Raw genomic sequence first — 16,318 nt, forward strand, 5'->3', positions numbered from 1 at the left:
CAGGCGAGTTGGCTAGAGTGCACCTCGGAGGGAGGCCGGACATGCGACGCGACCTGGCCAATCCACGGCTGCTGCGGGTGCTCAACGAGCGCCGCCTGCTCGACCAGCTCCACGAGCACGGCCCGGCCTCGCGCGCCGACCTGGCCAAGAGCACCGGCCTGTCCAAGCCCACGGTCTCGGCCGCCCTGGCCGGGCTGGCGGAGGACGGCCTGGTCCACCTGGTCGGGGAGGTGTCCGGGCGGCCCGGCCCGGTGTCCTCGCTCTACGACATGAACGCCGCCTCCACCCACGTCGCCGGGATCGACATCGGCCGCGACTGGATCCGGGTGGCCGTGGCCGACCTGCGCGGCACGTTCGCGGGGCGTACCGACGGGCGCAACACGGCCCGTACCTCGGCCGAGCTGGCCGGGCTGGTGGGCGAGCTGGCCAGGGCGGCGGCCCGCGAGGCGGAGGTCGAGTGGCGCACGATCACCTGCGCGGTGGTCGGCTCGCCCGGCGTGTACGACCCCGTCCGCGGCGGCCTCGACTTCGCCCCCAACCTGCCCGGCCCGCCGGACCTGGCCGACCGGCTGCGCGCGGCCCTCGGCGTCGAGCTCGTCATCGAGAACGACATCAACCTGGCCGCCGTCGGCGAACACGCCCACGGGGCCGGCCGCGGCAAGGCCAACTTCGCCCTGGTGTCCATCGGCACGGGCGTCGGCATGGGCATCGTGATCAACGGCGAGCTGTACGTGGGGGCGCGGGGGGCGGCCGGGGAGGTCTCCTACGTCCCGGCCGCCGAAGAACCGGCCACCGCCGCCGCCGCGCAGAGCGCCGACTCCTTCGTGGAGGGCGGGGACTCCTTCGCCCAGGGTGCCGACGCGTTCGCCCAGGGTGCCGACTCGTACGTGCACGGTGCCGACGCGTTCGCGCACGGGGCCACCGAGGCCGTCACCTCCGCCCCGGGTGTCGTGCGCGCCGCCCGGGCGGCGGGGCTGGAGCTGGAGACGGCCAGGGAGGTCTTCGCCGCCGCCGCCGACGGGAACGAGGTGGCCAGGTCGGTGGTGGAGGCCGAGGGGCGGCGCATCGGCGGGCTGCTGGTGGCGGTGGCCGCCGTGCTGGACCCGGAGGTGATCGTGCTGAGCGGGGGAGTGGGCCGCAACCTCGACCTGCTGGGCGCGTCCGTCGAGCGCCGCATCGCCGAGCTCGGGCCGCTGCGCCCGCGGGTGGTGGCCAGCGTGCTCGGCGACAGCGGCGTCCTGCTGGGCGCGGTCGCCCACGCCAAGTCCCGCGCCTGGGACCTCATCTTCGACGCCCGCAGACACTGACCCCCGGCCCCCGGACCCTTCGGAGGGGCGGCGTGTTCGGGTGGCGTGCCTTGCGGGGGTTGGTGGGGGTTTGGGCTCTGCGGGGGGTGGGGGGCGCCTTTACGATGTGGGGGTGGCCGGCCTCCTTCGTTCCGTGTGGCGCGAGCCTCGTCCCCCTGGCCCGCCGGTGCGGGTGTGGCGCGACTGGGCGCTCGTCGCGGCGCTCGTGCCGGCCGCGGTGATCGAGGGCGTCCTGCGGCCCGACCTCCGGTGGCCGGTGGTCTCGACGGCCGTCACCGTCGCGCTGATCCCCACGCTGCTGTGGCGCCGGACCAGGCCGCTGCTCATGGTCGCGCTCGTCTTCGGCGTCACCACCCTGGCCCCGCTGCTGACCGGCGGCGCGCCGGTGGAGACGTACACGCTGGTCTTCGTGACGATCGTGCTCTACGCGCTGTTCCGGTGGGGTTCGGGGCGCGAGGCCGGGATCGGGATGGCGGCGGGGCTCGTCGCGGTCGGCCTGTCGCTGGCCTCCGGCCGCATGGCGATCGGCGACGTCGTCCCGGCGCTGGGCGTGCTGGTCGCGACCGTCGGGCTGGGCAGCGCCTTCCGGTACCGGGCCGGCGCGCGGCTGCGCGAGCTCGACCAGGTCAAACTGCTCGAACGCGAACAGCTCGCCCGCGACCTGCACGACACCGTCGCCCACCACGTCTCGGCCATGGCCATCCGCGCCCAGGCGGGCCTGGCCACCGCCGCCTCCGAGCCGGGCGCGGCCACCGACGCGCTGCGGGTGATCGAGGCCGAGGCGTCGCGTACGCTCGCCGAGATGCGGGCCATGGTCCGGGTGCTGCGCAGGAACGAGCCGGCGGAGCTGGCCCCGGGCCGCCACCTCGACGACCTGCGGCAGCTCGCCGGCCGCCCGCGGGTCGGCCCGGCCGTCGAGGTGGAGGTCGCGGACGGGCTCGGCGACCTGCCGCCGTCGGCGGGCGCCGCGCTCTACCGCATCGCCCAGGAGTCGATCACCAACGCCCGGCGGCACGCCCGCCACGCCACCCACATCACCGTCCGCGTCACCGCCGACGACGCCGCCGTCCGCCTGACCGTGAGCGACGATGGCGACCGCGCCGGTGGCGTCGCCGCCCCCGGTTACGGTCTCATCGGCATGATCGAACGCGCCGCCCTGCTCGGCGGCACCTGCGAGGCGGGCCCCAACCCCAACCGAGGCTGGACGGTCACCGCCGTCCTGCCCAGGGAAGCCGCATGACCGAGCAGGGGAAGCCGCATGACCGACCGACGGGAGGCCGCGTGACCGACCAGGGGAAGCCCGCGTGACCGAGCAGCGGGAGGCGGGGGCCATCCGGGTGCTCGTCGCCGACGACCAGGAGATCGCCCGCACCGGGCTCAGGATGATCCTCGACGCCCAGCCCGGCATCGAGGTTGTCGGCGAGGCCGGCGACGGCAGGCGGGCCGTCGAGCTGGCCCGCCGCCTGCGTCCCGACGTGTGCCTGTTCGACATCCGCATGCCCGGCCTCGATGGCATCGCGGCCACCCGGCAGCTGGCCGGGCCCGACGTCGCCGACCCCATGGCGGTGGTCGTGATCACCACCTTCGACCTCGACGAGTACGTCTACGCCGCCCTCCGCGCCGGAGCCAGGGGCTTCCTGCTCAAGGACGCCGGCCCCGCGCTGCTCGCCCAGGCGGTGACCGCGGCGGCCGGCGGCGAGGCGCTCATCGCCCCGAGCGTGACCGCGCGCCTGCTGGCCGCGTTCGCCGGGGCCGGGCGTATCGAGGCGCCCGCGCAGCCGGTCGAGGCGCTCACCGGCCGCGAGGAGGAGATCCTGCGCGCGGTGGCCCGCGGCCGGACCAACAGCGAGATCGCCGCCGAGCTGCACATCTCGCTCAGCACGGTCAAGAGCCACGTCGCGAGCCTGATGACCAAGCTCGGCGTGCGCAACCGCGTCGAGATCGCCATGTGGGCCTACGAGACCGACCGCGTACGCACCTGACCCCGGCGGACGACCGACTCGGCCACCGCCAGGTTGATCACCCAGCCCGCGCCGACGAGCAGCGCCCGGCCCAGCTCGCCAGGTGGCCCGAAGGCGGCCAGCCCGAACGCCAGGGTGAACGCCTGCGTGCCCGCGCCGAGCCCGATCGCGTACCCGCGCGTCATCCAGGCCCGATGCCGGGCGACGTCGCGCCGCCGGATCGCGGCCAGGCCGAGCAGGAGGCAGGCGGCCATGGCCGTCCCGAACAGCAGCCGGAAGGCGGCCAGCAGCGTGCCGTCGCCCGCCGGGAGGTCGGAGAAGAGCGTCAGCCACAGCCCTGACAGCGCCGCGACCAGCCCGGACGCCACCAGCGCCCGCCCAGCCACCCGGTGCCACCCGGGCCGCCGGGCCCGGAACCCGGCCTGGAACTGGAACGTGCCGAGGACGCAGAACGCCAGCGACGCCGGGATGTGCAGCAGCACCGGCACGGGCATGGCGAAGAACCGCGCGTTGTCGGCCGTGACGGCGGCGCCGGAGGCCAGCTCGGTCACCCGGAGGGCGCCGGCGACCAGGGGGACGACGCTGAGCGTGAGCAGCCCGGCAGGTGCGATCCATCTCATGGGGAAGAGGGTGACGGCCGCGGCCGTGCCGGGTCATCGCGCGGACGGCCCCTCCCTGTTCGCACCATCGGCGGGACGGGCCGTCGTACTTTCGGCCATCGAGCCGTCGCCTTTCGACCGTTGAGCGTCCGCGCAGGTCGCGCCCACACTGACGGCACATCCACGAGGGAGGAAACGATGAAGGCCTACGTCCTGCGCAGGTTCGGCTCGCCCGACCAGCTCGTCCTGACCGAGGTCGAGCGGCCCGTGCCGCGCGACGACGAGGTGCTGATCCGGGTGCGGGCCACGTCCGTGCAGCCCTATGACTGGCACTTCATGCGGGGAGAGCCGTACCTGGCCCGGGTCATGGGCGGCGGGGTCGGGCTGCTGCGGCCCAGCATCGCCGTCCTCGGGGCCGACGTGGCGGGGGAGGTCGAGGCGGCGGGCAAGGACGTCACGCTGTTCCGCCCCGGCGACGAGGTGTACGCGATGTCCCTGCGGGGCGGCTTCGGCGAGTACGTCTGCCTGCGGCAGGACGAGGTGGCCCCCAAGCCGCGGGGGCTGTCGTTCGAGCAGGCGGCGGCGGTGCCGATGGCGGCCAACACCGCGCTGATCGCGCTGCGCGACGAGGGACGCGTGCAGCCGGGCCAGAAGGTGCTGGTCAACGGCGCGTCCGGCGGTGTGGGCACGTTCGCCGTGCAGCTCGCCAGGTCGATGGGGGCCCACGTCACCGGCGTGTGCGGCGGGCGCAACGCGGACCTGGTCCGCTCGCTCGGCGCGGACGACGTCGTCGACCACACCAAGGAGGACTTCGCGACCTCGGGCCGGCGCTTCGACCTCCTCATCGACGTGGCGGGCGGCCGCCGGCTGTCGGACTGCCGTCGCGTGCTGACCAGGAAGGGCACGTACGTGCTGGTCGGCGGGCCGGCCGGCCGCTGGGTGCAGCCGGCCGGCCACATGTTCGCCGCACTGGCGTCGGCGTCCTTCGTCCCGCAGCGGATCGTCAGGGCGGACGTGGTCCGCTGCGGGAGCAACAGGGCGAACCTGCTGACGCTGACCGGGCTGATCGAGCAGGGGGAGGTCACCCCGGTCATCGACAGGACCTTCCCGTTCGGCGAGATCCCGGCGGCCGTCCGCTACCAGGAGGAGGGACACTCGCCGGGGAAGGTCGTCGTCACAGGGTCGCGGTGAGCATGGCGGGGGCCGGGGCCTTGCGGAGCTGGGCGTAGTCGGCCCAGCGCTTGACGCCCTTGGGGTCGGGGCGTACCGCGCCGACGAAGGCCTGCCTGCGCCACTGCGACAGGCGTTCCTCCTTCACCACGTCGCCGGTGTGGGGGGAGTGGACCATGTAGCCGGGCTTGGAGATCATGCCGACGTGGCCGAGGCCGCTGAAGAACACCAGGTCGCCTGGTTTGAGGTCCTTCCAGGCGATTTTCTTGGAGAAGGCGCCGTACTGATCCGCGGCGACTCTGGGGAGCTCGATGCCGGCGTCCTCGTAGGCCCGGAGCATGAGGCCCGAGCAGTCGTAGCCCCGCTCGCTGGCGCCGCCCCACACGTACGGGGTGCCGCGCTTGTCCATGGCGTATTCGAGGGCGACCTTCCAGGCCGGTTTCGGCACGTGCCGTTCCTGGACCTGTTTCACCTGGGGGCCGGTGAGGGTGATGGCGGGGGTGGGGTCGGCGGGAGCGACGGGAGCGGCGGGCGCGAGACCCGCTCCGCCCGCCGCCACCGCCAGGAGAATGGCGATGCTAGACAGGGGACTGTCCTTCCACGTGGCCGGCCGGGTTAGCTGACGGGCTCGGGCCTGGAAGTAGCCCTACGGCGGTGCTTGAGAGCGGTGCCGATTCGCCCCGGGGGGAAAGATGGGTCCCCGGCTCCACGCAGCGGCTGCGTGGATTAGGCTCGTCGGACTCTAACGAAACGGTCAAAAGGTCGCAATCCCCCCAAAACGGATTGTCCGGAGATTGAGATGATGTGTTCGTCAGCCGAGACGAGCCGGTAAGGTACCGCCCATGGAGTCGCGTAACATCCGCCTGGCCGTCATCCCCGGGGATGGCATCGGTGCCGAGGTCGTAGCCGAAGGGCTCAAGGCCCTGGAGGCCGTGGGCACGAAGATCGAGCCCACCCACTACGACCTGGGCGCAGCCCGCTACCACCGCACGGGCGAGACGCTGCCCGACGCGGTGCTCGAAGAGCTGCGCGGCTACGACGCGATCCTGCTCGGCGCCGTCGGCGACCCCAGCGTGCCGCCGGGCATCCTGGAGCGCGACCTGCTGCTCAAGCTCAGGTTCGAGTTCGACCACTACGTCAACCTGCGCCCGGTCAAGCTGTTCCCCGGCGTCGAGACCGCGCTGGCCGGCGCCACCGCCGAGCACATCGACATGGTCGTCGTCCGCGAGGGCACCGAGGGCCTCTACGCCGGCACCGGCGGCGTCATGCGGCGCGGCACGCCGCACGAGATCGCCACCCAGGAGTCGCTGAACACCGCCCACGGCGTCGAGCGCGTCGTGCGTTACGCCTTCCAGAAGGCGCAGTCGCGGCCCCGCAAGAAGCTCACGCTCGTCCACAAGACGAACGTGCTCACCTTCGCCGGCGACCTTTGGCAGCGCACGGTCAACCGCGTGGCCGAGGAGTTCCCCGACGTCACCACCGACTACAGCCACATCGACGCGGCCTCGATGTTCTTCGTCACCCAGCCCGAGCGCTTCGACGTGATCGTCACCGACAACCTGTTCGGCGACATCATCACCGACCTCGGCGCCGCGATCGCCGGCGGCATCGGCCTGGCGGCCAGCGGCAACATCAACCCCGAGCGCACCTCGCCGAGCATGTTCGAGCCGGTGCACGGCAGCGCGCCCGACATCGCCGGTCAGGGCAAGGCCGACCCGACCGCCACCATCCTGTCCGTGGGCATGCTCCTCGACCACCTCGGCCTGCACGCCGAGGCCGCCAAGGTCGAGCAGGCCGTGGCCGCCGACATCGCCGAGCGCGTCACCGGCCGCGCCGGCCGTTCGACCAGCGAGATCGGCGACGACATCTCCGCGCGAGTATCCGGCTAGGACCGTCTAGCCCCGTACGCGCCTGGCGGTCCCGACGAGGACTGCCAGGCGCTTTTTGGCGTTCAGAGGGTTGAACCCATCCCAACTGCCTCTTGCCATCCCAAATGGCAAGACAATAGGAAGTACGAATACTGCTCGTGGGCAGTAGCTTTCAGGATCGTAGATTCGCAGAGAGTAAGGACCGTCGTCATGACCATCGCTCAGAAGCTCAGCTTCGACGTGCAGCATTCCGACCACGCTCGCACCGCGGCCGAGCGGGAGCAGGTACTGGCGAACCCCGGGTTCGGGCAGGTCTTCACCGACCACATGATCACGATCGACTACACCGAGGGCCAGGGGTGGCACGACGCCGCGCTCCTGCCGTACGGGCCGCTCCTGCTCGACCCCGCGACCTCGGTCTTCCACTACGCGCAGGAGCTCTTCGAGGGACTGAAGGCGTACCGGCAGATCTCCGGCTCGATCGTGGCCTTCCGTCCGTACGCGAACGCCGCCCGCTTCAACCGCTCGGCCGAGCGCATGGCCATGCCGGAGCTGCCGGAGGAGGCGTTCGTGGAGTCGCTGGAGCTCCTGGTCTCGGCCGACAAGGAGTGGGTGCCGACCACCGAGGGCCACAGCCTCTACCTGCGTCCGTTCATGTTCGCCACGCAGGCCGGGCTCGGCGTCAACTACCCGTCGAAGACCTACAAGTACATGGTCATCGCCTCGCCGGCGGCCTCGTACTTCGCCGGTGGCATCAAGCCCGTCTCGGTGTGGCTGTCGACCGAGTACACGCGCGCCGCGCCCGGCGGCACCGGCTTCGCCAAGTGCGGCGGCAACTACGCCGCCGCCTTCGTCGCCCAGCGCCAGGCCGTCGAGAACGGCTGCGACCAGGTCGTCTGGCTCGACGCCCACAAGCACGAGTACGTCGAGGAGATGGGCGGGATGAACCTGTTCTTCGTCTTCGGCAACAAGCTCGTCACCCCGGCGCTCACCGGCACCCTGCTGCCCGGCATCACCCGCGAGTCGATCCTGGAGCTGGCCGACGAGCTCGGCCTGGAGACCGAGGAGCGGCTGATCTCGGTGGACGAGTGGGAGTCCGCCTGCGCCGCCGGCGAGCTGACCGAGGTGTTCGCGTGCGGCACCGCCGCCGTGGTGACCCCCGTGGGTTCGGTCAGGGGCGCCGACCGCTCCTGGACCATCGCCGACGGCACCCCGGGCCCGGTGACCATGCGGGTGCGCGAGGAGCTCGTCGGCATCCAGTACGGCGCCCGCCCCGACACCCGCGGCTGGATCCACAAGATCGCCTAGGGCGTGCCCGGGAGGCCGGCGTTCAGCCGCCGGCCACCGCCGGGATCCCGTGGTCAAGGGGGGGCTAGTGGTTCTTCCTGATCATCGTGATCCCGTCGGCGATCGGCAGCACGACCACGCTCACCCGCGGGTCCTCGATCACCAGGTCGTTGAACTCGCGGATCTGCACCGTCGTCGGCTCCGCGTGCGCCGGGTCGGCCACGTGCCCGCTGCGCAGCGTGTTGTCGGCCAGCAGCAGGCCGCCCGGCCGCAGCCGCTCGACCAGCAGCTCGTAGTAGCCGGGGTAGTTGCCCTTGTCGGCGTCGAGGAAGGCCAGGTCGACGGGCTCGTCGAAGGCGGCCAGCGTCTCCAGGGCGGGCCCGAGCGTCAGCGAGACGCGGTCGGTCACGCCCGCCTTCTCCCAGTAGCGCCGGGCGATCGAGGTCCATTCCTCGCTCACGTCGAAGCAGTGCAGCCGCCCGCCGGACAGCCCCCGCGCGATGCAGATCGAGGAGTAGCCGGTGAACGTGCCCACCTCGACCGCCACGGCCGGGGCCGCGAGCTGGGTGAGCATGGTCAGGAACCGGCCCTGGTCGGCGGAGATCTGCATGCCGGCGCGGTCGCCCGTCGCCTCGGCCGTCTCCCGTGCCAGCTCCTCCAGCAGGGAGTCGGGCGGGGTGGAGTGGTCGAGGATGTACCGGCCCACCGCGGGGTCGAGGAGGTTCGCCTTCATGAAGGTCATTCTCTCCTCACAGCGTTCTCTCACCGTCATCAGGTACCAATGAGGGAGCCGCGCCGGGCGGCCGTCCGGAGAGTGGTTCTGGCGTTGGTAGGGTCTGCGCGATCGGTGAGCGGGGAAATGGGCGGATGATGAAGCGGTTGATTGCGGTCGTGGTCGCGGGTGCGGCCCTGGTGGTGCTGGGTGTGCTGGCTTTCTCGGAGCCGGGTGAGACGGCCGGGTCGGTACGCCTGACCAGGCAGCTCGACGGTTCGATGGTCCTGGCCGACAGGTCCAGCGACGCGCCCGTGCTCGACGTGTACGAGGACTTCGACTGCCCGATCTGCAAGGAGATGCACTCCAAGGTCGACGGCACGATCCAGAAGCTGGCCAAGGAGGGCAGGCTCAAGGTCGTCTTCCACCCCGTGACGATCTTCCAGGACGAGCCCATGCGCTCCAACTCCATCAGGGCCGCGGCCGCCGCCCGGTGCATGCCGGAGGAGAACTGGCTGGCCTTCAGGGACGCGCTCTACGCGATGCAGCCCGCCCCGCACGGCACGGCCTCGGGCTTCACCGTGCAGGAGCTGGTCGCGGCGGCCAGAAAGGCGGGCGCCTCGGTGGACGAGTGCGTGACCTCGCAGTCGTACGCCAAGACGCACCTGGCGGAGACCGCGAAGATCCAGATCCAGGGCACGCCGACCGTCCTGCTCAACGGGCAGCAGCTCGGCAACGAGGTGTTCGACCCGACGGCGCTCGAACGCGTCATCGTCGGCGGCACCGGCGTGCAAGTGTAAAGGTCGTGTCCACGAGTTGAGACCGATGTGCCAGATGGTGAATCCCTGTGGCAGACTGGCAGGCACCATGTTCTACAGTCTGCTCATTATCGGCAGGCGCGCTGGCTGACACAGGGACACCGCCAGCGCGCAGACCTCTCACGTCCGTGAGGGGTCTTTTTGTTTTCCAGGACACGGATCCGAAAGAAGAGACTCATGGCCGACGACCGCTTCCACGTCTACGACACGACTCTGCGCGACGGCGCGCAGCAGGAAGGACTCAACCTCACCGTCGTCGACAAGCTCGCCATCGCGCGGCACCTGGACAGCCTGGGCGTCGGTTTCATCGAGGGGGGCTGGCCGGGCGCCAACCCCAAGGACACAGAGTTCTTCAGGCGCGCTCGAACAGAGCTCGACCTGAAGCACGCGCAGCTCGCCGCGTTCGGCGCGACCCGCCGGGCCGGAGTGAAGGCCGCCGACGACCCCTTGGTAGCCGCATTGCGCGAATCCGGCGCGCCGGTCGTGACCCTTGTCGCCAAGAGCCACGACCGGCACGTGGAGCTGGCCCTCCGCACGACTCTCCAGGAGAACCTCGCGATGATCCGCGACACGGTCTCTCACCTTCGTGCGGAGGGACAGCGAGTCTTCCTCGACGCCGAGCACTTCTTCGACGGCTACAAGTCCAACCCAGCCTACGCGCTCGAAGTGCTGCGGACCGCCGCCGAAGCCGGGGCCGACGTCATCGCCCTGTGCGACACGAACGGCGGCATGCTGCCCGACGAGCTGGCCGAGACCGTGCACGCGGCCGTCCAGACCAGCGCCCGCGTCGGCATCCACTGCCACGACGACACCGGCTGCGCCGTCGCCAACACCCTCGCCGCGGTCAAGGCGGGCGCCACGCACGTCCAGGGCTGCGCCAACGGCTACGGCGAGCGCTCGGGCAACGCCAACCTCTTCACCGTCGTCGCCAACCTCCAGCTCAAGCGCGGTTTCGACCTCGTCCCGCAGGAGGCGCTGGCGGACATGACCCGCATCGCGCACGCGATCACCGAGGTCACCAACGTCACCCCCAACTCGCACGCCCCCTACGTCGGCATGTCCGCCTTCGCGCACAAGGCCGGGCTGCACGCCAGCGCCATCAAGGTCGACCCCAACCTGTACCAGCACATCGACCCGGCCGCCGTGGGCAACGACATGCGCATGCTCGTCTCCGACATGGCCGGCCGCGCCTCCGTCGAGCTCAAGGGCCGCGAGCTGGGCTACGAGCTGACGCCGGAGCACACCAAGACGCTGGTCGAGCGGGTCAAGGAGCTGGAGTCGCAGGGGTTCACCTTCGAGGCCGCGGACGCGTCGTTCGAGCTGCTGCTGCGCGACACCGTCCAGGGGGAGCGCCGCCGGCACTTCGAGGTGGAGTCGTGGCGGGTGATCGTCGAGCGTACGAAGGGCGGCGAGCTGGTCAGCGAGGCCACCGTCAAGCTGCGTGCCAAGGGCGAGCGCATCGTCGCCACCGGTGAGGGCAACGGCCCCGTCAACGCCCTGGACAAGGCCGTACGGCAGGGGCTGGAGCAGCTCTACCCGGAGCTGGCCAAGCTGGAGCTGGTGGACTACAAGGTCCGCATCCTCGAAGGCACCCACGGCACGGACGCCGTCACCCGCGTCCTCATCACCTCCAGCGACGACACCGCCGAGTGGGCGACGGTGGGGGTGGCCGAGAACATCATCGACGCTTCCTGGCAGGCGCTGGAGCAGGCGGTCACGTACGGCCTGCTGCGCGCGGGCCGCGACTGCGGCTGACCCCCGAGGCGACGAGCGTTCCGGGCGGGCTTCGCGGCTGAGGGCCGCCCTCCTGGAGGGGTGGCCCTCGGTCGGGGTCGCGGGGCGAGGGGTGAGCCGGGCGGGCCCGGTGGCGGATCGCTGGGCGCCGCCGGGTGTCAGTGAGGAAGGACCACGGCCCGTACGCCGGGGAGATCGTCGAACGCGGCGGAGGCGTCCATGGTGACCACGACGCGCGCGGTTGCGATGAGCACCCCTGTGTCCAGGATCAGGCGTCGGGTCACGTGTCCCTCATCTCGTCGTCGAACGCCTCGCGGGCTGCGGCGACATCGGTGGCGAAGTCGGCGTCCAAGGAGGCCGCGCTTCTCGCCAGGAACGCCTTGACCATGCGGCCCGGTGCCGTGGGAGCCGGTCCGATCACGGCGGCGATCATCCGCATGCCGGTCGCGCGGGAGCGGGCCGTCTAGAGCCGGTCCGGCCCGCCGTCCTCGTCCAGCCAGGCGACGACGTGGGTCGTGAAGCTGTCCGCGAGGGTCAGGGGCTCGCCGCCGAGCACGAGGAGGGCGACGAGCTGGTTGACCCCGAACGCGCGCTCCCACGTGACCGCCCGCCGGTAGGTGCCGGCGTCGACGGCGTCGCGCAGGGTGTGCCAGCCGTGCCAGCCCATGAAGGCCGCGTCGATCGCCGGGTCGAACAGGTGCGCCCGGTCCCAGTCGAGGACGCCGACCAGCTTGCCGTTCTCGTCCCAGTGGACGTTGTCGCCGACCAGGTCGCCGTGGACCAGCGCGTCGGGGACGGGTTCCAGGGCCAGGGCGTCGTCCAGGCGTCGCCGCCCCTCGTCGCGCCACCTGGCGGGGAAGCGGGGGAGCACCTCCTCGGCGAGGATCGTGCTCCAGCTCGCCGGCCCGGCGTACGCGCGCGGAGCGGGCAGCAGGGCACGCAGCTCCGGGGTGACCGGAAGCTCGCGCAGGGCCCCGAGCAGCTCGCCGATCAGCGCCGGGTCGCCCTGGCCCGCGTCGTGCCCGGCGCCGCGCACCCAGGACACCGCCACGGCCGCGCGCTCCCCGAACGTCGTCACCGGCGTCAGCGGCTCGGGCACGGCGAACGGCAGCCCGGCGGCACCGATCGCGCGCAGCAGCTCGGTCCGCCGCGGCAGCGCCTCGGACACGCTCGGCCGCCGGCCGACCCGCACGGCCGCCACTTCGGGCACCAGGACGACGTCGTGCATCCCGCCACGGGCCAGCCGCGCCGTGTCGAGAGGAGCGCCGGGCACGAGCGCGTCGGCGATCTCCAGCAGATCAGGGGGTACGGGCTCGCTCATCGGGTCATTTCTTCCGCGCCGGATGTTCCGCCCAAGCCTACGTGGGGCCGGAGTGGTGCCCGGCCTCCATACGATGGTGATCCATGAGCTTCAGTGTGCTGGGCGTGCACGCCCATCCCGACGACGAGGCGATCTGGACGGGCGGCACCCTCGCCAAATACGCCGACGAGGGCGCGCGGACGGCCGTCGTCACCTGCACGTGGGCCGAGGGCACCCAGCGCGCGCAGGAGCTGGAACGGGCCCTCGACATCCTCGGCGCGGGCAAGCCCCGGCTGCTGGGCTTCGCTGACGCGAACAAGCCCGAGTCCGCCCCCGGCCGCCCGCGCTTCCTCGACGTGCCGTTCGACGAGGCGGTGGGCCTGCTGGTCGAGCACATCCGGGACGTCAGGCCCGACGTCGTGCTCACCTACGACGGTTTCGGCGCCTACGGCCACCCCGACCACGTCCACGTGCACCGCGTCACCCTGGCCGCCGTCGAGGCGGCCGGGTACGACCAGCTCCACCGCGACGCGGGCGAGCCCTGGCGGCCGCACGCGCTCTACCTGGCGACCGTCCCGCGCTCGGTCGTGACGTCACACTGGCGGGCGGTCTTCGGCGCCGACCCGGAGCCGGGCCAGGCCCTGCCCGGGGTCCCCGACGACCAGGTCTCGGCCGCGATCGACGTGTCGCGCTGGTCGGAGCGCAAGTGGGCGGCGATGCTCGCCCACGAGTCCGAGGTCGGGCGCGGCGCGTCGATGACCATGCTGACCGGGCTGCCGGAGCGGGCCCGCGCCCAGATGCTGTCCAACGAGTGGTACCGCCGGATCGCGTTCTAGAGCAGCCCGGCGGAGAGGGGCTGGCCCTCGACCTTGAGCTTGCCGCCCGAGCACGACACCTTCGGCGAGTCGGTGCCCGGCACGATCACCGTCAGCAGCGACCTGGCCGCCGGCGACACCACCACGTTGGTGGCCTCCTTGGCCAGGTACGTGGGCGACACCCAGCCCAGCTTGCCGCCGCGCTCCACCTTCTGCCCGCCGACCCGGCGGCACGCGGAGAACTGCATCAGCGTCACCTTGAAGGCGCCGTCGGCCAGCACCACCTTGCCGCCGGAGTTCGAGACGACCTTGTACGAGGGCGCGAACCGCCACAGGTTCCTGACCTTCTTGCCCCCGGAGGCCGTGTCGAGCACCGCCATCAGGTCCTGGCCGTGGTTCACCAGCACCGCACGCGTCCGGCTCACGCCGTAGGCCTTGTCCGTGAGCCGGAAGGCCTGCCGGTCCTTGCCGTAGGAGGTCTTGGTCAGCTTGGACGAGGTGCGCGGCCGGAACCGGGCCCCCTCGACCGTCGGCACGTTGTGCGCCTCGGGGGAGAGCGTCCAGTAGCGGTAGGCGCTCTTCTCGTAGGAGTGGAAGCCGCCGTCCATGAGGATGTCGTGGCCCTGGGCGTAGTACGTGACGCCCAGGTGGTCCTCGTGCCCGTGGAACTTCATGCCCGGGCCGAACCTGATCGAGTAGTACGACGAGTCCGGCTTGCCCCAGGCCGTCCGGCCGTAGACGTAACCGGCCTTGTAGACCTTGATCTTCTGCTTCGGGGTGCCGGTCTCCATCTTGGGCTCGGTCTCGGCGCTGCCGTCGCCGATCGGGGCCATGTAGCCGTTGGGCATCGTGGAGTGGGCGATGAAGTCCTTCAGCGCCTCGGCCCGCCGGCTGATCTCGGACGGCACCTTGCGGTCGCAGGCCTTCATGTTGGTCATGGCGACCTGGAGGCGGCCGTACACGTAGACCGCGTAGCGGGGGGCCTGCTCCATGAGCGCGCCCTGAGAGTCGACGTCCAGCTTGACCGTGCCGGTGAGCCGCCTGGAGGCCAGGTTCGACCAGTCGGAGCGGCCGTAGCGGCAGCCGATGCCCATGAGGGCGATGTCCTGGTCGATGCCGTGGTTGTGGCCCTTCTTGTACAACCGCGCGTCCGACAGCAGCTTGGCGTGGTCGGCCAGGCTGTCCTTCAGCCAGCTCTCCTTGACGTGCATGCTCAGGCACAGCAGCGGCTGCGTGCGCAGCGAGACGGGGTGGTCCTTCCACACGTACGGCTTGGTCGCGGCGGCGCCGCGCCGGTTGCTCGCCACCCAGTCCTTGGTGATCTCGGTGGCACGATCCAGGTAACGCTGCTCGCCGGTGTTCTCGTAGGCCACGACCAGGGTGCCCATCCAGCGCAGCGACTGGAAGACGAACTCCCACGACCGGTTCCGGTACGGGCTCGCCCCCCAGTCGACGTTCTTGCCCAGCTTGTACGCCGGCAGCCCCACCAGGGAGATCTCGCCCTTCATGACGTCCTCGGCCGTCGGCGTGCCCGGCAGCCAGTCTCCCTGGCACTGCGCGGTGCGGGTCACCTTGTCGGCGGCCTGCGCGGGACTCACCAGCCCGCTGGTCGCGAGCATGAGGGCAAGAGGTATCGCGAGCCGGCGCACGCCAGGGTTCCTTCCGGACAAAGAAGTGAGGGCGGGACATGCTTTCGGAATCACGATCAAGCGGTCAAGTCGCGTACCGGATCGTTAACGGCCCGATGCCCACCGGTGCCTGCGGCAGCGCGGATGTCATGCTGAATCCGTGAGATACGACGACATCGTGATCCCTGACACGCCGGCCTGCCGGGGTGCGCTGGAGGTGGCCACGCGCTACCAGACGCCCTCGCTGCTCAACCACTCCGTGCGCGCCTACCTGTGGGCCGCCGCGTACGCCCAGAGCAGGGCGATCGACTTCGACGCCGAGCTGCTCTACGTGTCGTCGATGCTGCACGATCTCGGCCTGGTCGCCGAGTTCGACAGCCAGACCGTGCCCTTCGAGGAGGCCGGCGGCCATGTGGCCTGGGCCTTCTGCGCGGGGGCCGGCTGGTCGCCCGAGCGCCGGCTGCGCGCCTCCGAGGTGATCGTCCGGCACATGTGGGAGGAGGTGCCGCTGGAGGAGGACCCGGAGGGTCACCTGCTGGAGCTCTCCACCGGCATGGACATCTCCGGACGGCGTACCGAGGACATCCCCGACGGCGTGCGGCGCGAGGTTCTGGAGCGCCATCCGCGGCTGGAGATCGCCAAGGAGTTCGCCGCCTGCATCGCCGACCAGGGGGCGCGCAAGCCGTCGAGCATCGCCGGCCGGTTCGTCCGCAACGGGGCCGCCGACCGGATCGCGAACAACCCGCTCGACGCCTAACCCTTGGGCCCGGCGCTCTGCACGACGTCGAAGCTCCACACCTGGGAGCCCGTCGCCGCCGGGCCCTGCCCGTGGCCGTGCCCCTGCCCCTGCCCGGCGGCCGCGGCGGCCTGGGCGTGGCCGCGCTGGAACGCCTGACCCTGCTGCCAGGTCTGGAAGTCCTCCTCGCTGCGCCAGCGCGTGTAGACGAGGTACTGGTCGGTGCCCTCGACCGGCCGCAGCAGCTCGAACCACTCGAACCCGTCGGCCGACTCCACCATCCCGGCCCGGCCAGAGAAGCGCTTCTCCAGCTCCTCGCGCATCTCGTCGGGCACGGTCAGGACGTTGATCTTCACGATGGACAACGGAGGACCCCTCTCGGC

18 protein-coding genes and 1 riboswitch are annotated in these 16,318 nt (G+C 71.6%); of the genes, 10 read left to right on the forward strand and 8 right to left on the reverse strand.

Going from position 1 to position 16,318, the window contains the following annotated elements:
* Positions 1-41: 41 nt before the first annotated feature.
* From ABZ815_RS14135 to ABZ815_RS14145, 3 genes are all read left to right on the forward strand, one after another.
* The gene (locus ABZ815_RS14135; protein ID WP_357697599.1) at positions 42-1,307 is read left to right on the forward strand and encodes an ROK family transcriptional regulator; all 1,266 of its coding nucleotides are present in this window, start codon (positions 42-44) and stop codon (positions 1,305-1,307) included.
* A 112-nt stretch (positions 1,308-1,419) separates the two neighbouring features.
* Entirely contained in the window at positions 1,420-2,547 is a 1,128-nt protein-coding gene (locus ABZ815_RS14140) for a sensor histidine kinase (RefSeq protein ID WP_357697601.1), read from the forward strand.
* A gap of 64 nt (positions 2,548-2,611) precedes the next feature.
* Entirely contained in the window at positions 2,612-3,289 is a 678-nt protein-coding gene (locus ABZ815_RS14145; protein ID WP_357697603.1) for a response regulator transcription factor, read from the forward strand.
* Here the strand turns inward: ABZ815_RS14145 and ABZ815_RS14150 are convergent.
* A complete protein-coding gene (locus ABZ815_RS14150) occupies positions 3,262-3,888 on the reverse strand; it encodes a DUF2306 domain-containing protein (protein ID WP_357697605.1) in 627 nt (208 codons plus the stop codon). The genes ABZ815_RS14145 and ABZ815_RS14150 overlap by 28 nt on opposite strands.
* Positions 3,889-4,065: 177 nt before the next feature.
* Between ABZ815_RS14150 and ABZ815_RS14155 the strand changes: the two genes are divergently transcribed.
* Positions 4,066-5,058 (forward strand): NAD(P)-dependent alcohol dehydrogenase, encoded by a 993-nt coding sequence (locus ABZ815_RS14155; RefSeq protein WP_357697606.1) that lies wholly within the window; start codon positions 4,066-4,068, stop codon positions 5,056-5,058.
* On the opposite strand, the gene ABZ815_RS14160 is transcribed toward ABZ815_RS14155, so the two are convergent.
* Complete coding sequence (locus ABZ815_RS14160) at positions 5,042-5,596, reverse strand: C40 family peptidase (protein WP_357697608.1); 555 nt, start codon at positions 5,594-5,596, stop codon at positions 5,042-5,044. The two genes, ABZ815_RS14155 and ABZ815_RS14160, sit on opposite strands and share 17 nt — an antisense overlap.
* Before the next feature lie 30 nt (positions 5,597-5,626).
* A riboswitch (cyclic di-AMP (ydaO/yuaA leader) is annotated at positions 5,627-5,780 on the reverse strand.
* A gap of 99 nt (positions 5,781-5,879) precedes the next feature.
* Between ABZ815_RS14160 and ABZ815_RS14165 the strand changes: the two genes are divergently transcribed.
* Both ABZ815_RS14165 and ABZ815_RS14170 read left to right on the forward strand, forming a co-directional pair.
* The gene (locus tag ABZ815_RS14165; RefSeq protein WP_357697610.1) at positions 5,880-6,926 is read left to right on the forward strand and encodes a 3-isopropylmalate dehydrogenase; all 1,047 of its coding nucleotides are present in this window, start codon (positions 5,880-5,882) and stop codon (positions 6,924-6,926) included.
* Positions 6,927-7,115: 189 nt separating this feature from the next.
* Positions 7,116-8,213 (forward strand): branched-chain amino acid aminotransferase, encoded by a 1,098-nt coding sequence (locus ABZ815_RS14170; RefSeq protein WP_357697612.1) that lies wholly within the window; start codon positions 7,116-7,118, stop codon positions 8,211-8,213.
* Between the two features lie 64 nt (positions 8,214-8,277).
* Here the strand turns inward: ABZ815_RS14170 and ABZ815_RS14175 are convergent, their stop codons facing one another.
* Entirely contained in the window at positions 8,278-8,925 is a 648-nt protein-coding gene (locus tag ABZ815_RS14175) for an O-methyltransferase (protein WP_357697613.1), read from the reverse strand.
* A 134-nt stretch (positions 8,926-9,059) separates the two neighbouring features.
* Between ABZ815_RS14175 and ABZ815_RS14180 the strand changes: the two genes are divergently transcribed.
* Positions 9,060-9,704 carry a thioredoxin domain-containing protein gene (locus ABZ815_RS14180; RefSeq protein WP_357697615.1) on the forward strand — a complete coding sequence of 215 codons (645 nt, stop codon included), beginning with the start codon at positions 9,060-9,062 and terminating at the stop codon, positions 9,702-9,704.
* A 195-nt stretch (positions 9,705-9,899) separates the two neighbouring features.
* Positions 9,900-11,477, forward strand: coding sequence for a citramalate synthase (gene cimA / locus ABZ815_RS14185; RefSeq protein WP_357697617.1), 1,578 nt, complete (start codon positions 9,900-9,902; stop codon positions 11,475-11,477).
* A gap of 137 nt (positions 11,478-11,614) precedes the next feature.
* Here cimA and ABZ815_RS14190 read toward each other — a convergent pair whose 3' ends face one another.
* The 3 genes from ABZ815_RS14190 to ABZ815_RS14200 are packed head-to-tail and all read right to left on the reverse strand — an operon-like array spanning position 11,615 to position 12,777.
* Positions 11,615-11,740 carry a hypothetical protein gene (locus ABZ815_RS14190; RefSeq protein ID WP_357697618.1) on the reverse strand — a complete coding sequence of 42 codons (126 nt, stop codon included), beginning with the start codon at positions 11,738-11,740 and terminating at the stop codon, positions 11,615-11,617.
* Complete coding sequence (locus ABZ815_RS14195; protein ID WP_357697620.1) at positions 11,737-11,877, reverse strand: hypothetical protein; 141 nt, start codon at positions 11,875-11,877, stop codon at positions 11,737-11,739. Before ABZ815_RS14195 ends, ABZ815_RS14190 begins: the two co-directional genes overlap by 4 nt.
* Before the next feature lie 42 nt (positions 11,878-11,919).
* Positions 11,920-12,777, reverse strand: a complete 858-nt coding sequence (locus ABZ815_RS14200; RefSeq protein WP_357697622.1) for a phosphotransferase — start codon at positions 12,775-12,777, stop codon at positions 11,920-11,922.
* Positions 12,778-12,860: 83 nt separating this feature from the next.
* On the opposite strand from ABZ815_RS14200, the gene ABZ815_RS14205 reads away from it, so the two are divergent.
* Positions 12,861-13,592: a PIG-L family deacetylase gene (locus tag ABZ815_RS14205; protein ID WP_357697624.1), complete on the forward strand. Its 732-nt coding sequence runs from the start codon at positions 12,861-12,863 to the stop codon at positions 13,590-13,592.
* Here ABZ815_RS14205 and ABZ815_RS14210 read toward each other — a convergent pair.
* The gene (locus tag ABZ815_RS14210; protein WP_357697626.1) at positions 13,589-15,220 is read right to left on the reverse strand and encodes a heparinase II/III family protein; all 1,632 of its coding nucleotides are present in this window, start codon (positions 15,218-15,220) and stop codon (positions 13,589-13,591) included. The genes ABZ815_RS14205 and ABZ815_RS14210 overlap by 4 nt on opposite strands.
* A 139-nt stretch (positions 15,221-15,359) precedes the next feature.
* Here ABZ815_RS14210 and ABZ815_RS14215 point away from each other — a divergent pair, with 139 nt between their 5' ends.
* Entirely contained in the window at positions 15,360-15,956 is a 597-nt protein-coding gene (locus ABZ815_RS14215; RefSeq protein WP_357697628.1) for an HD domain-containing protein, read from the forward strand.
* Here the strand turns inward: ABZ815_RS14215 and ABZ815_RS14220 are convergent.
* Positions 15,953-16,300 carry an antibiotic biosynthesis monooxygenase gene (locus tag ABZ815_RS14220; RefSeq protein WP_357697630.1) on the reverse strand — a complete coding sequence of 116 codons (348 nt, stop codon included), beginning with the start codon at positions 16,298-16,300 and terminating at the stop codon, positions 15,953-15,955. The genes ABZ815_RS14215 and ABZ815_RS14220 overlap by 4 nt on opposite strands.
* Between the last annotated feature and the right edge of the window lie 18 nt (positions 16,301-16,318).

Origin of the sequence: Nonomuraea sp. NPDC047529 (assembly GCF_040642995.1) — a bacterium.
GTDB lineage: Bacteria > Actinomycetota > Actinomycetes > Streptosporangiales > Streptosporangiaceae > Nonomuraea.